Here is a 14,588-nt window from a genome sequence, read left to right on the forward strand (position 1 = left end):
TGTGATGTTCTTTGCAGTCATTACGCTTTTTCCTGAAATGTTTGAAGCGATTACAGCCTACGGCATCAGCGGACGTGCGGCAAAACGAGATATCGTACAAGTTACTTGTATTAATCCTCGTGATTTTGCTGAGGGAAACTACAGAAGAGTGGATGAACGTCCATTTGGTGGTGGCCCTGGGATGGTGATGATGGCTGAGCCTTTGGCGAAAGCAATTGCACATGCCAAACAGCTTGCCTCACAAGCAGGACATGTTCATGTTCCTGTGGTGTACATGTCTCCACAAGGCAAAACTTTAAATGAACAGGCAGTACAGCAGTTTGTTGATTACGACGGCTTAATTGTATTGTGTGGACGTTATGAGGGAGTGGATGAGCGTTTGATCCAGCATTATGTTGATCAGGAATGGTCAATTGGTGATTACGTTTTATCAGGTGGTGAACTGCCGGCTATGGTGTTACTTGACAGTATTATTCGCCGTTTGCCGAATGTAATGTCAGATGAACAGTCAGCAGTACAAGATTCTTTTGTTGATGGTCTTTTAGATTGTCCACAATATACAAAGCCAGACCATTTTGAGGGGTTGGATGTGCCGGAAGTTTTAAAATCTGGACATCACGGCAATATCGAAAAATGGCGTTTTTTGCAGCGTTATCAACGAACTTTAGAACGTCGACCAGAGTTGACCGAGAAAGTTGAGTTGAATAAGCAGCAGAAAAAATGGCTAAAAGATGCGCAAGAGAGTGGTGGTAATTCTTAACCATTATTCTCAGGAACGGAAGTTCTGCAAAAATACGAGAAGCAATGCTTCGAGTTAAAGCATGATTCTATTTAATGAATAGTTTTATGTATATTCTAAGGCTCTTTATAGACATTTTGTCGTAAAGGGAAAGATAAACGGGTTGATATGCGCTTTAGCCTCTATCCCCAGCGGAATTTCAGACCTCTTCTGACTCCGCACATATTGGAGATTCCCACAATGAGTGGTAAACATCCTTTAGTTCAAGCTGTTGAAAATGCACAGTTAAAATCTGATATCCCTGCTTTTGCTCCTGGTGACACTGTTATTGTCCAAGTTAAAGTAAAAGAAGGTGAGCGTGAACGTCTTCAGGCATTTGAAGGTGTTGTAATCGCTAAGAAAAACCGTGGTTTGAACTCTGCGTTCACAGTACGTAAAATTTCTAGCGGTGTTGGTGTTGAGCGTGTATTCCAAACTCACTCACCAGTTGTTGCTAAAATCGAAGTGAAACGTCGTGGTGACGTTCGTCGTGCTAAACTTTACTACCTCCGTGACTTGTCTGGTAAAGCTGCACGTATTCGTGAAAAATTACCAGCTCGTAAAGCGTAAGCTTATCGCGAGTAAAAAAATGCGCCTTTTGGCGCATTTTTTGTTTTAAAAAATTACAGTCCTTGAAGTTTCAAACGGTTTGCATGTTGACGGTAAACCGAGACCGGATCTGATGCAAAGATAGAACGTATTCCAAGTACTTGGTTCACTTCATCTAAATGATTCCAGTTGTAATCATCACGAATTGTTTTACCAAATTTGGCACTGCATCGAGAAACAAGTCCATCATTATCACCAAATGGATCGACCACTAGGCTACTACCTGTAAGAGCAATATCAAATGGATCTAATGGATTGGTTAAGGCTTTATTTCCAGAGAAAGAATACATATAAATGCCTTTCTCTTGATATGCTCCCTCACCACAAGAAGTGATGGGTACACCCATAGGGAATTGAGTATTAAACTGAGCTGAACCTTTAGTTGATAAGCTATGGGCGCCTGCTAAAGAGTCATGCGGATAGCTAGTCGGATCTAGACCTCCTGCCCAAGTAATCGCTGCTGAAAACCAATTTACTAACGTTGCCAGTCCAGACAGAGGAGTACCCTCAACGTTCAGAATGACATCTGCCATTGGTGATCCCTTATGAGGCGCACCAATCGTGGTAAGTGAGGCAACTTTTTCTGGCATGATACCGGCCACATAGCGAATTGTTGGACCCCCATGGCTATGACCGATTAAGTTGACTTTAGGTTTACCAGTAATGGCAATAATCTCTTCTACTTGCTGGGCAAGTTGTTCTCCACGCACTTCTGTTGAGTTAAATGGTGAGACCCTTGTAGCCCAGACATTTCCTCCATTACGGGCAAGATCAGGAAGAATTTGGTACCAGTAATCGAGACCAAGCGTATCTGTTCCGATTCTGTTAAAACCCGCCATACCATGATTAAAAACCATTGGATATTTTGTTTGCGCGTAAGATGAATAAACGAACGAGCTTTTAACTTGTTCAGCATTTGTTGCATGGGCCGCTGAAATACTCAGTCCTGAGAGCATTGCAGCGCAGAAAAACATTAACTTCCTTTTCATTTTTTACTCACTATTTTTATTTTGTATGAAAAGCAGCTTCTTACTGCTAGTGAATGTTTAGCCAATTCCCAAAAAAGGGAAGGCTTAGTAATTAAATGGCAGCTCACCTCCCTGATCATGGACCGTTTCAAAAGTTCGAAGTCTTAGTTGTTCTTGTGATGAATTGAATTGTTGTTGGCGTAACTGTTGAATAGCTTGATTTTTGGCGCTATCACTCATGTTACTTTTAATAATTTCATCTCGACCATCGAGATAGCTTGTGACCCTTTGTTGCCAAGCATTCCGCTCTGTATCTAAAGTTTCTAATCGTTGAGTCGCCTCGGCTCCAACAAGTGCTATACGCATCTGTCGAAGTTCTTCTGCTGAACCCTTACGAGCTTTAATTTGTTTGGTCAGGGTATGTAAATCATCAAGTTTAGAAAGTTCTTGCAGGTTTTGCTGCCAGTCTTCTGGAAGTTCTTCAAAACGTTCTTTAAGTTTTCGTGCTTTTTCAATTTCGCTTAGAGAGGAGTCTTCAAGTATCTGCATTCGATCTAGCGTATAGTTCTGATAGATATCTTCGCTCGAGAAAAGGCCTTCAATTTCAGAAGTCGAAAAGAAACGTTTTCTTATATCTTGAATTGAATTAAAGATCTTTTGAAAATAATTTTTATCTTGTTGTTTTGCTGAAGGTGTTTGGATTTGAGCAAGCTGTTCACGATATTTTAAATAGCGGGCCCATAAATCCATAATTTGTGAGCGTGCTGGTTCTAAATATTGTCCTTGAATAAATTTCCCAAAGTGATTTTTGATTTGTTCTAAATCGTTTTCGCCATATTGAGTAATAAAATATTCAAAGCAGTCGCGCGTTTGACTGTTAACAACTAAATGCTGGGAACTATCAATTTTTAACTGGCAGTTAACTTCAGTGTCTTGCTGACTTTTACTATGGTACGCATCTTCATTTAGCAATGAATGATCTGTGGGTGGAGCTGATGCTAAGTTTTGAGCTGTATTTTCACTGACTTGGGCTGATGTGTTTTTTGAGTCAGGACTTAACCAATAGACACATGCAATGAGGCTCAAAATAAAAAATCCGAGCACACACCACAATACCTTCTTCTGCATTCCGTGCATAAAGATATCTTCCTTAAGTTTTAATTTGTTGTTTTTTTACTCGATCATTAATGTGCCATAAAATAAGTGAAAAGGCACCTAAATATTGTGAAAATATCTTGTCGAATTTGCTAACATGTCGGCACTTTTTTCTAGCTTTGTGTTCCAGTAAAAATGACGACAAAAAATCAAAAAATTTCTCGTCGCCATATCAGTGGTGTATTTCTATTAAATAAACCATTAGGGCTCAGCTCAAATGCGGCTTTGCAAAAAGTGCGTTGGTTATATCGCGCCCAAAAAGCAGGTCATACTGGAGCTTTAGACCCATTGGCGACAGGTTTACTCCCGATTTGTTTGGGAGAGGCTACCAAGTTCTCACATTATTTGCTGGACTCAACAAAGCGCTACCAAACTACTGTTCGCTTGGGGCAAACCACGACGACAGGTGATGTGGAAGGGGAGATTCTACAAGAACGCTCCGTTCCTGTTCTCAACCAAGAGCTTATTGAACAAACCTTAGAAAAATTTAGAGGTGATATTCAACAAGTTCCGCCGATGTATTCGGCTTTGAAAAAAGAAGGCAGACCATTATATGAGCTTGCCCGAAAAGGTATTGAAATTGAGCGTGAAGCACGCCCAGTCACAATTTATGCTTTAGAGCTCATTGAATTTACCGAAAATAGTATCACTCTGGATGTCACTTGTTCTAAAGGAACGTACATTCGTGTACTCGGTGAAGATATTGGTGAAGCACTGGGTTGTGGTGGGCATTTAACGATGCTAAATCGGACTCAAACAGGACATTTTGAACTTATTCCGAGTTATACCATTGAATATCTGGAAAGCTTAACTGAAGAGCAAAGAGAAGCATTGTTACTTCCAGTTTATGCTCCGGTTGAGCATTTCCTGAAAATTCAGGTGCCTGAAGGGCGTGAAAAATATTTTTGCAACGGTTTAGAAAGCAATATTGAGCATTCTGCAGAAGCAGAAGTTTTGGTTTTTTCGGGTGAGCGCTGTTTAGGCTTAGCTGAGATTACCGATAAAAAACGGTTGGTACCTAAGCGTATCTTAAATTTGTAGTAGATGTAGAGTATAGAGCATGGGCATGGAATGGGATGTTATCCTTAGTTTGATCTTTTTTGCGTTTACTGCGGGAGCAATTGATGCTGCTGTAGGTGGCGGTGGACTCATCCAGATTCCCGGGATCATGAGCACTTTTCCTAACATGTCGACTGCTACGGTGATTGGTACCAATAAAGTCTCATCCATTTTTGGTACTGCATCGGCTGCTTATACATTTGCTAAAAAAGTAAAATTGCAATGGAAGCTTTTAGCCGTTATTGCCATTTGTGCTCTGATTAGCTCTTTTGCTGGGGCAGCTTGTCTATCGCTTATTCCTCAATCGGTATTGCGTCCTTTCGTGTTCGTGATGTTGATTGTGATTGCCGTTTATACGCTAGTTAAAAAGAACTTCGGACAGGTTCACACTGAGCAAAAAATTACCAATAAAATGCTGATTTTAGCCGCTATAGGTAGTTTAGCGATTGGTTTTTATGACGGTATTTTTGGGCCGGGTACAGGTAGTTTCTTTATTTTCTTCTTTATCCGTTTTTTACAAGTTGATTTCTTGCATGCTTCAGCTTTGTCAAAAATCGGTAACTTTATGACGAACTTAGCTGCTTTGAGTTTCCTCATTCCGACAGGTCACGCTATTTTGCATATCGGTTTAATGATGGCTGTTGCAAACGTGCTTGGTTCTGTTGTTGGGGTACGTACCGCGCTTAAATACGGTAGTGGATTTGTTCGTATTATCTTCTTAATTTTGGTGAGTATTCTGATTTGCCGTTTGGGCTATCAAATGTTTGTTACGGGTTAAATAAGATTAAAAGTATGAGCTGTCTCTAAAATGCAGTTCATACTTTTATGTATCATTTAAAATTAGAAATATAAAAATCATTACAGAAGTTTACTAGAAAGAAAACTGTGTAAAAAATAGTCTCATTTTAAGCTACTTAAACATTATAAATTTCAACGTATGATAAACCTTGAAATAAAAAAGATTTTTTAGCTAAAAATGAGGAAGAGAATGAATATTTTCGAAGCATTAAGAGAAAGCCATGAAAATCAACGTAACCTTTCTGAACAACTTATTCAGACACATGGTTTAACTGAAGAAAGAAAAGAACTATTTGATGCATTAAAAAATGAACTTTATGCCCATTCAGTTGCTGAAGACCGTTATCTCTATATTCCTTTAATGTTTGATGATGTCGGTTTAGATATTACGAGACATGCTTTATCTGAGCATCACGAAATGGATGAGTTGGTTGAGCAGCTCGAAAAAACTGATATGAGTAGCCCAAGTTGGTTGGCAACTGCCAGACAGTTGAGTGAAAAAGTTCATCATCATTTAAAAGAAGAAGAGCATAAATTTTTTCAACAGGCAGGAAAAATTCTTAAAGATAGTGAAAAAGAAACACTCGGTAATAAGTATTTAAAGGAATATAAAAAGTATAAAAAGCAGCAATAGTATTTAACTATGCTACTTTTTTAGTACTTCTTAAAGTAACGCCAATTGATGCCAACATTACACAACCTAAAGCCACCCATTGCAGCATGCTGATTTCCTCGTGAAGTAATAAGAAACCCGTTAATGCTGCTAATGCTGGTGCTAAACTCGTTAGGGTGCCGTAAGTTAATTTAGTAAGTTGTTTGAGTGCCATTAAATCAAGTGCATATGGAATAGCCGTCGCTAAAATAGCAATAAGTAATGCTTTCCCCCAATACTGTGTTTCAAGTAATGCAGGAGCATTATGCCAGATGCTAATCGGTAGTAGGGTTAGAGCAGATAATCCAATTCCAATGGTTAAAGCATGCATTCCTATATTTTGGGTCACAACTTTCTGACCAAAATAAATATAGAAGGCCCAGCAAAATCCAGCACCTAGCGCGCAGGCAGCACCGACATAGGAAAAGTGATGTTGCGTTGGGTCTTGCCAAGGCACCATCAATGCAATACCTAACATCGCAAATGCCACCCAAATATAGTCACTCTTTTGTTTAATGGAAAGTAGAGCTAGTCCTAAAGGACCAATAAACTCTAAGCCCACGGCAATTCCTTGAGGTAATTTTCCAAGCGACGTATAGAATAAAATATTCATGAGACCCAAAGACGCGCAGTACATCAATAAATCACGCCATTTTAAATAGGGTAAGCGTGACCAGATTTTCCATGAGCGGAACATGATCGCGACAATAACCGTTGCAAAACTCAGCCTTAAAACTGTAACGGTAAGAGGGTCTAATATAGCAATGAGCTGTTTAGCAAATGAAGCACTGATTTGATATGAGACCATCGATAGAATCATATATAGCACAGCAATAATGGGAAGATTCTGCATGGAAATACCCTAGGGCCTCATCTAATATTATTTAAAACTAATAAAGGTTAATTATAGCGAATGCCCTGTTTTAACTCGTGGTTTTAGGCGATTTAACTTACAGTTTTTCCCGTTCCTGACGTGCTTTTTGGGTAGTTATGGTACAACCGATCGAAGCTGCAATAATTGTTGCAAGTGCCAACCATTGATTCCATAACAAATACTCACCTAAAAAGATAAAACCAGAAAGTGCAGCAACTGCGGGCTCTAGGCTCATCAATGTTCCGAAACTTAAGGGCGTTAAATTACGTAGGGCTAGCATTTCTAAAGAAAAGGGTAATGCGCTGGCTAAAATTGCCAAACCAATAAAATAAAAAAGAGAGGGGAGCTCTATAACTTGCCCTATTGAACTTGAGAAAAAAGTAATAGGTAATAAGATGCATGCACCCACACTCATTCCTAAACACACAGTGTGATTGCCAGATATACCTGATGGTTTCTGTCCAGCAATAATATAAAGTGCCCAACATGCGCCAGCACTAACCGCAAATAATACTCCGATCCAATCCAGACTATGAGCCTGATTGAAAGGGAAAAGTAATATGAGGCCAACAATCGCTAAACTGACCCAGACAAAATCATATTTTTGGCGTGCATGATATAAGGCCACACTTAAGGGACCAATAAATTCAAAGGCAACTGCAATACCAATGGGTAACCGTTCAATTGACAGGTAAAAAAGTGCGTTCATTCCTGCAAGAGCAAAGCCATACGCTAAAATAGCTTTCCAACGGACCTGAGTAAAATTAATTCGCCAAATTCTAAAAATAAAGGCAAGAATAATTGCACCTAAGCATAAGCGCATTGCTGAAACGGTAAGAGTAGGAAAGCTCTGGAACAGAAATTTAGCTAAAGATGCACTGCTTTGTACGCTCAGCATAGCGAGAATGAGAAAACCCAACGCATGTAGCTGAGATTTCTGGTTCGAACTTGACATTTTATTATTTGATCGATTGGTATACTTTTCACATGATAATGTAAATGTCCATAAAAAAGCCACAGACAATGCTGTGGCTTTTAAATTTACAGTTCGTATTAGAACAATACGCGCACGCGAATTGTACCTTCAACCTCATGCAACATATCTAAAGCTTCGTGAGAAGCAGAAGCGTCAACGTCCATTACGAGGTAACCGATGTCACCTTTAGTCATGAGTGATTGACCAGAAATGTTGATGCCTTGCTCAGCAAACAAGTTGTTGATTTTAGACAATACGCCCGGTACGTTTTTGTGGATGTGCAATAAACGGTGTTGGCCAGCAGTCAATGGTAATGCGATTTCTGGGAAGTTTACCGCAGAAAGCGTCATACCTTTGTCAGAGTAAGCAACAAATTTCTCTGCAACTTCTAAACCGATGTTTGCTTGCGCTTCCATGGTTGAACCACCAACGTGAGGAGTCAAAATCACATTGTCTAAGCCACGAAGTGGAGAAACAAACTCTTCGCCATTTGCTTTTGGTTCTTTAGGGAATACGTCAACCGCTGCACCAGCAATATGACCAGATTTGATTGCATCTGCTAAATCTTCAATCACTACACATGTACCACGTGCAGCATTTAGGAAGATTGCGCCTTCTTTCATTTTTGCAAATTGTGCTTTAGTGAAGAAGTTGCGTGTAGATGGAACATCAGGCACATGTAATGTAACTACATCAGCAGTCGCTAAAAGTTCGTCTAACGAACCAACTTGGCGAGCATTACCCATTGGTAATTTAGTTACTGCATCGTAATAAATCACATGCATACCTAAGCTTTCAGCAAGAACAGAAAGCTGAGAACCGATGGAACCGTAACCTACAATACCTAAAGTTTTGCCACGAGTTTCGAAAGAACCGACAGCAGACTTGTCCCAACCACCACGATGACAAGCCGCCGATTTTTCAGGAACACGGCGAAGAAGAAGAATTGTTTCAGCAAGTACAAGCTCTGCAACCGAACGCGTATTTGAATACGGTGCGTTGAATACAGGAATACCACGTGCCATAGCTGCTTTAAGATCAACTTGGTTTGTTCCGATACAGAAACAACCCACTGCGATCAATTTATTTGCAGCTTCGAAAACTTCTTCAGTCAATTGGGTACGCGAACGAATACCAATAAAGTGAGCATCTTTAACAGCTTCTTTTAGCGCTTCGCCTTCAAGAGCAGTTTTGCGATAGTCAATATTGGTGTAACCCGCAGCGTTTAGAGTATCGACTGCGTTTTGGTGAACGCCTTCTAACAAAAGGAAACGGATTTTATCTTTAGGTAGTGAAAGATGTTGGCTCATTACGGCTCCGCTACAAAGGCCAAATTTGGTGGCGCTATCATAACATAATGGTCGGTACTATAGATATTTCGTTTGCGCCATCGTCTTATGGCAATTTTATCTATGTCTAATCACTTCTATTTATGGCTTGTGATTAATTTAGAATAGGTTTGGTATGAGATTTTTCTCTGGAAGTCCCATAGAAAAGCATTTATTTACGTTAAACATGTTTTGTAGTGACAGTATCTCTATTCTGAACTTTATCGCTTGAGCTGTTGCATGTAGAATATAGGAGTTCCTTGAACATTATGGCTTTGCTCAGGTGAGAACCCTGAAAATATGAAGTCATATTCCCACCATAGTTTACTTCTTGCTAGGTCTGCAAACGATGAATGCTCCAGTCGCTTTAACACCTGAGTTACTCACCCAATTAACAGCAATCGTCGGTGAAAACCGTATTAAAACCGATGCTGATAGTCTCGAAAACTGGGGTAAAGATCATACCAAGCATTTTAATCCGAACCCATCGGTCATCGTTTTTCCATCGACCACTGAACAAGTTCAGGCAGTTGTAAAGCTTGCGAACCAGTTTAATATTGCGATTACACCGTCAGGCGGTCGTACTGGTCTCTCTGCTGGTGCTGTAGCAACCAATGGTGAAATTGTCATTAGCATGGACAAAATGAACCAGATTCTTGAGTTCTTCCCAGCAGATCGTATGGTACGAGTGCAAGCTGGTGTAGTGACTGAACAATTGCAAAACTATGCTGAAGAGCAAGGTATGTATTATCCGGTTGATTTCGCGTCAGCGGGTTCTAGTCAGATTGGCGGTAATATCGGTACCAATGCTGGTGGTATTAAAGTTATTAAATACGGCATGACACGTAATTGGGTGCTTGGTTTAACTGTTGTCACTGGTAAAGGCGATATTTTACGTTTAAACAAAGGCATGGTTAAAAATGCAACTGGTTATGCATTACAGCATTTGTTTATTGGTGGTGAAGGTACATTAGGTTTAGTCACTGAAGCGGAAATTAAACTTGAGCGCCAACCACAAAACTTACAAGTTTTAGTTTTAGGTGTTCCTGATTTTGACGCAGTAATGCCTGTATTACATGCATTCCAAAAAGATATCGATTTGACTGCATTTGAGTTCTTTGGTGAACTTGCAATGCAAAAAGTTTTAGACCACGGGCATGTACAACGTCCATTTGAGACTGAATGTCCATTCTATGTATTGCTTGAGTTTGAAGCGCCATATGAGCCAATTCTCGATAAAGCAATGGAAATCTTCGAGCATTGTATGGAGCAGGGTTGGGTACTTGATGGTGTAATGAGCCAGAGTCTTGACCAAGTAGAAAGTTTATGGCGTTTACGTGAAGATATCTCTGAATCAATCGCGCCGTTTATTCCATACAAAAATGATATTTCAGTATTAATTACTCATGTACCTGCGTTTATTCGTGAGATTGATGCAATTGTTCAAGAGAACTATCCTGATTTTGAAATTTGCTGGTTCGGTCATATCGGTGATGGTAACTTGCACTTAAATATTTTAAAACCTGAAAACTTAACCAAAGATGAGTTCTTTGCGAAGTGTCAGGTTGTGAATAAATATGTGTTCGATACCGTTAAAAAATACGATGGTTCAATCTCTGCCGAGCATGGTGTAGGTATGACGAAAAAACCATATTTGGAATATTCACGTTCGCCTGAAGAAATTGAATATATGAAAGCTTTGAAGAAAGTATTTGATCCGAATGGTTTGATGAACCCAGGTAAATTATTTGATCTTTAAATTAGATCTATTTTGTAGGACTACATAGTTTCTACAGAGTAACCGACAAAGGCATAGCATCATAAAGCTATGCCTTTTGTTTTTGGTGATAAAAATGCAACGTTTATTTTTAATTTCAGCGCTCTGTGCTGGACTTTTCACTGGGTGTGCGACGACCAGTAAATTAATTCCTTTTGTGGGTTCCGAAACCCCAATGCAACAAGTACTTAAAGCTCAACCTGAGATTGTAAAAGAGCACAATAACACCTCAGTTCAGCAAGTGTTTAATAGAGTAGAATCTCCAACGGTTTCCCGTATTGTTGTCATTCAAACCGGTTTAATGGATGACTCCGTTTCTGCTATTCGAACAGAATATGCATTTAAATTAGTGGATGAAAAGTGGCATTTGCAGAATAAGCAAAAAAGCTATCAGTGTGCGAGAGGGAAAGGCTCTAGAGGTTTCCAAACACAGCTTTGCTCTTAAAAACAAAAAAAGACGATAAATATATCGTCTTTTTTTATGGGCTAAATTATACGCCGCTTTCTAAAATTTTAATTTTGACATCAATGACATCATCTTTAACTGCTTCATGATGTGCTTGCATATGAGGTGTAGTCAAATGTGCTTCAAGATGAGCAACACTTTCCCATTTTTCTAACATCACAATTGTGTCAGGCTCGTGGGTTTGGAAGCTCGCATTTGATTTGTGATCAATTAAAGGTTCATAACCATGACAACCATCTTCGGCTAAAACAGTTGGAATAATTTTTTGAAAAGCATCCAACACGTTTTGACGATGCTGCCCAGCTGATTTGGTGCGAATTTCTGCAATAATGGTTAGCATGGATTTCTCCTTATTAAGCTGCTGCAAATACACTATTTAAGTGTGCTTTATATTCTTTAACATAACTATCAACGTCAGGCATTTTAATCACGTCGTTTACAATAAAAGTCGGTAAGGTGCTCATGCCTAAGAACTGATTAGCTTTATGAAATGGTAAATAAACACCATCTACGCCTACACCGTGGAAGAACTGATCTGCATCGTCAAATGCTTCCATTGGCGCATTCCAAGTGAGTGACAGCATATATTTTTTGTCATGAATTAAACCACCTGAACCATATTTTTTTGATGTATCAGAACGGCTACGACCATCATTTGCGTAAAGTGAACCATGACCTACAGTAAATACATCATCAATATATTTTTTAACTGTCCATGGTGCACCCATCCACCAACCTGGCATTTGATAAATAACAACATCTGCCCATAAGAATTTTTCTACTTCAGCTTCTGCATTGTAGTCGCTATCTGCACGAGTCATTTGAACTTCATGGCCTAGTTCAGTGAGATGGTCGGTTGCCAATGTCGTGAGCGTGTCATTTAATTCACCATTTGAATGGGCAAATTGTTTGGCGCCATTAATCACTAAAATATTGCTCATGAGAGTTACTCTAATTAAATTCCTAAATTTGATGTGTACTTTACGGAATTTACTCTTGTTGAAAAATGCATGAATAGGAAAAATATTATTGATTAAAAGTCACTAATATTGATTTGATGCATCATTTTATTTTCCACATTAAAGATGAACACTTTACAAAGTAGAACGGAAAAAATTATTTGTAGTCTTTAGCATTAAATTTGAGTAAATCTAAGAGATCACGTATGAGAAAAATGAGTTTGCTGATTGCTTTTAGCCTTGTAACGCTAACGGCGTGTACTCCAGCGAAAAATTCTTCTGCTCAACTTGCTGATAGCCCGATACAAGCGGTATTGCTTGATCAGCCCGATCTTTTAAATGATGCAAACAATTTGGATATTTCACAGCAAATGAATGCTGCCGATGATCCCTCTAATGCTCAAGTCACTATTTTACAGACAGATCCGAGCGAAGATGCGATAACAAAAGTCCGTACAGAATATTTATTAAAGCGAGACCAGCAAGTCTGGAAAATTGTAAATAAAAAGCAAAGCTATCAATGTACACAAGGACAAGATGCGCCAGACTTTCAAGTTAATCCTTGTCCTTAGTACTTAATTTTTTATCGAATATGTGGATAACTTTGAGTTTGTGCACAACAAGAATTTGTGAGTCTTTGAGTACAAAAAACTGAAATTTAAGCTTCTTGAAATTGCATGATTGCTGATCAATTTAAAAAGTGCTATTGTTGCGCTCGGCAATTAAGCCAAATGGTAAAAATTACCGAATCTCACGTCATACATTTTTTCTCGTTTTAGACACCTTGTGAATACGGTGTTTCACATTCTAAACATGCACTCTCACGGCATATAAAAACTTAACTAAAGATTGATAGACCATACTGTCATCGTCATGACTACATTATTTATTTCAATATGTAGTTGCTGAGACATTTTGGCCGCTATTTTGAAGTGTACAACTCATGAAAAATATTCAAACGACAACGTTGAACCGTACAACGTTGATGTTTCCTTTGGCCTTAGTGCTATTTGAATTTGCGGTTTATATTGGCAATGACCTTATTCAGCCAGCAATGTTGGCAATTACTGAAGATTTTGGTGTAAGTGCAACTTGGGCACCATCTTCAATGTCATTTTATTTATTAGGTGGTGCTACAGTTGCGTGGTTACTTGGACCATTGTCAGATCGTCTCGGACGTAAAAAAGTACTGCTAGCAGGGGTTTTGTTTTTTGCTCTATGCTGCTTCTTAATTTTACTAACACGGCAAATAGAACAGTTTCTAGCATTAAGATTTTTGCAGGGAATTGGCTTAACTGTAATCTCCGCAGTTGGTTATGCCGCTATTCAAGAGAGTTTTGCCGAGCGTGATGCAATTAAAGTTATGGCGCTCATGGCAAATATCTCGTTGCTTGCACCATTGTTGGGGCCTGTACTTGGAGCCTTTTTAATTGATTATGTGTCTTGGCATTGGGGATTTGTCGCCATTGCTGTATTGGCATTACTCAGTTGGGTCGGTTTGAAAAAACAGATGCCAAGTCAGCAAGCCAGTGTAACTCGACAACCTTTTAGTTATCTTTTTGATGATTTTAAAAAGGTGTTTACTAACCGCCGTTTTTTAGGCTTAAGTCTTGCCTTACCGTTGGTGGGCATGCCTTTAATGCTTTGGATTGCTTTATCTCCAATCATTTTGGTAGATGAGTTAAAGCTCACTAGTGTGCAATATGGCTTGGCTCAATTTCCAGTATTTGTTGGTCTTATTGTAGGTAACATTGTCTTAATTAAAATTATTGACCGTCTAGCTTTAGGTAAAACTATTCTAATTGGCTTGCCGATTATGCTGATTGGAACACTCATTTTAATATTAGGTGTGGTGTGGCAAACCTATTTAATTCCTTGTTTGCTTACAGGCATGACGCTTATCTGTTTTGGTGAGGGAATTAGCTTTTCAGTCTTATATCGCTTTGCACTCATGTCATCTGAAGTATCAAAAGGAACCGTTGCAGCGGCTGTTTCGATGCTATTGATGATGAGCTTTTTTGCAATGATTGAACTGGTACGTTACCTCTATACACAATTTCATTTATGGGCCTTTGTATTATCTGCATTTGCTTTTATTGCTCTTTGGTTTACTCAACCAAGAAGTGCTTTAAAGCAGGAAATGCAAGAGCGACAACAACAAGGCAACAACTAAAAAAATACCGGAATTT

16 protein-coding genes are annotated in these 14,588 nt (G+C 39.1%); 9 read left to right on the top strand and 7 right to left on the bottom strand.

Annotated elements, in window-relative coordinates; genetic code table 11:
- Window positions 1-4: 4 nt before the first annotated feature.
- The gene (trmD, locus tag F886_RS02600; protein ID WP_005301033.1) at window positions 5-760 is read left to right on the top strand and encodes a tRNA (guanosine(37)-N1)-methyltransferase TrmD; all 756 of its coding nucleotides are present in this window, start codon (window positions 5-7) and stop codon (window positions 758-760) included.
- Between the two features lie 219 nt (window positions 761-979).
- Window positions 980-1,348, top strand: coding sequence for a 50S ribosomal protein L19 (gene rplS, locus F886_RS02605; protein ID WP_004789772.1), 369 nt, complete (start codon window positions 980-982; stop codon window positions 1,346-1,348).
- A 53-nt stretch (window positions 1,349-1,401) separates the two neighbouring features.
- Here the strand turns inward: rplS and F886_RS02610 are convergent, their stop codons facing one another.
- Window positions 1,402-2,343 (bottom strand): lipase family alpha/beta hydrolase, encoded by a 942-nt coding sequence (locus F886_RS02610; RefSeq protein WP_081402078.1) that lies wholly within the window; start codon window positions 2,341-2,343, stop codon window positions 1,402-1,404.
- A 117-nt stretch (window positions 2,344-2,460) separates the two neighbouring features.
- On the bottom strand, window positions 2,461-3,492 hold the full coding sequence (locus F886_RS02615) for a lipase secretion chaperone (protein ID WP_005301041.1): 1,032 nt from the start codon (window positions 3,490-3,492) through the stop codon (window positions 2,461-2,463).
- A gap of 153 nt (window positions 3,493-3,645) precedes the next feature.
- Between F886_RS02615 and truB the strand changes: the two genes are divergently transcribed.
- The 3 genes from truB (at window position 3,646) to F886_RS02630 (ending at window position 6,001) form a co-directional block, all read left to right on the top strand.
- The gene (gene truB / locus F886_RS02620; RefSeq protein ID WP_005301044.1) at window positions 3,646-4,551 is read left to right on the top strand and encodes a tRNA pseudouridine(55) synthase TruB; all 906 of its coding nucleotides are present in this window, start codon (window positions 3,646-3,648) and stop codon (window positions 4,549-4,551) included.
- 19 nt (window positions 4,552-4,570) lie between these two features.
- Window positions 4,571-5,347 carry a sulfite exporter TauE/SafE family protein gene (locus tag F886_RS02625; protein WP_005301047.1) on the top strand — a complete coding sequence of 259 codons (777 nt, stop codon included), beginning with the start codon at window positions 4,571-4,573 and terminating at the stop codon, window positions 5,345-5,347.
- A gap of 210 nt (window positions 5,348-5,557) precedes the next feature.
- Window positions 5,558-6,001: a hemerythrin domain-containing protein gene (locus F886_RS02630; RefSeq protein WP_005301050.1), complete on the top strand. Its 444-nt coding sequence runs from the start codon at window positions 5,558-5,560 to the stop codon at window positions 5,999-6,001.
- 7 nt (window positions 6,002-6,008) lie between these two features.
- On the opposite strand, the gene F886_RS02635 is transcribed toward F886_RS02630, so the two are convergent.
- The 3 genes from F886_RS02635 to serA all read right to left on the bottom strand — a co-directional run bounded on the left by F886_RS02635 (window position 6,009) and on the right by serA (window position 9,179).
- Complete coding sequence (locus tag F886_RS02635) at window positions 6,009-6,872, bottom strand: EamA family transporter (protein ID WP_005301053.1); 864 nt, start codon at window positions 6,870-6,872, stop codon at window positions 6,009-6,011.
- Window positions 6,873-6,969: 97 nt separating this feature from the next.
- Entirely contained in the window at window positions 6,970-7,848 is an 879-nt protein-coding gene (locus F886_RS02640) for an EamA family transporter (protein WP_005301057.1), read from the bottom strand.
- A gap of 98 nt (window positions 7,849-7,946) precedes the next feature.
- Window positions 7,947-9,179 carry a phosphoglycerate dehydrogenase gene (serA, locus tag F886_RS02645; protein WP_004789759.1) on the bottom strand — a complete coding sequence of 411 codons (1,233 nt, stop codon included), beginning with the start codon at window positions 9,177-9,179 and terminating at the stop codon, window positions 7,947-7,949.
- Between the two features lie 367 nt (window positions 9,180-9,546).
- Here serA and F886_RS02650 point away from each other — a divergent pair, with 367 nt between their 5' ends.
- The gene (locus F886_RS02650; RefSeq protein WP_004789757.1) at window positions 9,547-10,956 is read left to right on the top strand and encodes an FAD-binding oxidoreductase; all 1,410 of its coding nucleotides are present in this window, start codon (window positions 9,547-9,549) and stop codon (window positions 10,954-10,956) included.
- 94 nt (window positions 10,957-11,050) lie between these two features.
- Window positions 11,051-11,419 (top strand): hypothetical protein, encoded by a 369-nt coding sequence (locus F886_RS02655; protein ID WP_005301060.1) that lies wholly within the window; start codon window positions 11,051-11,053, stop codon window positions 11,417-11,419.
- 46 nt (window positions 11,420-11,465) lie between these two features.
- On the opposite strand, the gene F886_RS02660 is transcribed toward F886_RS02655, so the two are convergent.
- The gene (locus F886_RS02660) at window positions 11,466-11,780 is read right to left on the bottom strand and encodes a putative quinol monooxygenase (RefSeq protein WP_005301062.1); all 315 of its coding nucleotides are present in this window, start codon (window positions 11,778-11,780) and stop codon (window positions 11,466-11,468) included.
- Between the two features lie 13 nt (window positions 11,781-11,793).
- Window positions 11,794-12,381 (bottom strand): NAD(P)H-dependent oxidoreductase, encoded by a 588-nt coding sequence (locus F886_RS02665; RefSeq protein ID WP_005301065.1) that lies wholly within the window; start codon window positions 12,379-12,381, stop codon window positions 11,794-11,796.
- A gap of 224 nt (window positions 12,382-12,605) precedes the next feature.
- Here F886_RS02665 and F886_RS02670 point away from each other — a divergent pair, with 224 nt between their 5' ends.
- Both F886_RS02670 and F886_RS02675 read left to right on the top strand, forming a co-directional pair.
- Window positions 12,606-12,971: a hypothetical protein gene (locus F886_RS02670; RefSeq protein ID WP_005301067.1), complete on the top strand. Its 366-nt coding sequence runs from the start codon at window positions 12,606-12,608 to the stop codon at window positions 12,969-12,971.
- 371 nt (window positions 12,972-13,342) lie between these two features.
- Entirely contained in the window at window positions 13,343-14,572 is a 1,230-nt protein-coding gene (locus F886_RS02675; RefSeq protein ID WP_005301069.1) for a chloramphenicol efflux MFS transporter CraA, read from the top strand.
- Window positions 14,573-14,588: the final 16 nt, after the last annotated feature.

Source organism: Acinetobacter sp. NIPH 542, from assembly GCF_000369825.1.
In the GTDB taxonomy this organism is placed as follows: Bacteria; Pseudomonadota; Gammaproteobacteria; order Pseudomonadales; family Moraxellaceae; genus Acinetobacter; species Acinetobacter oleivorans.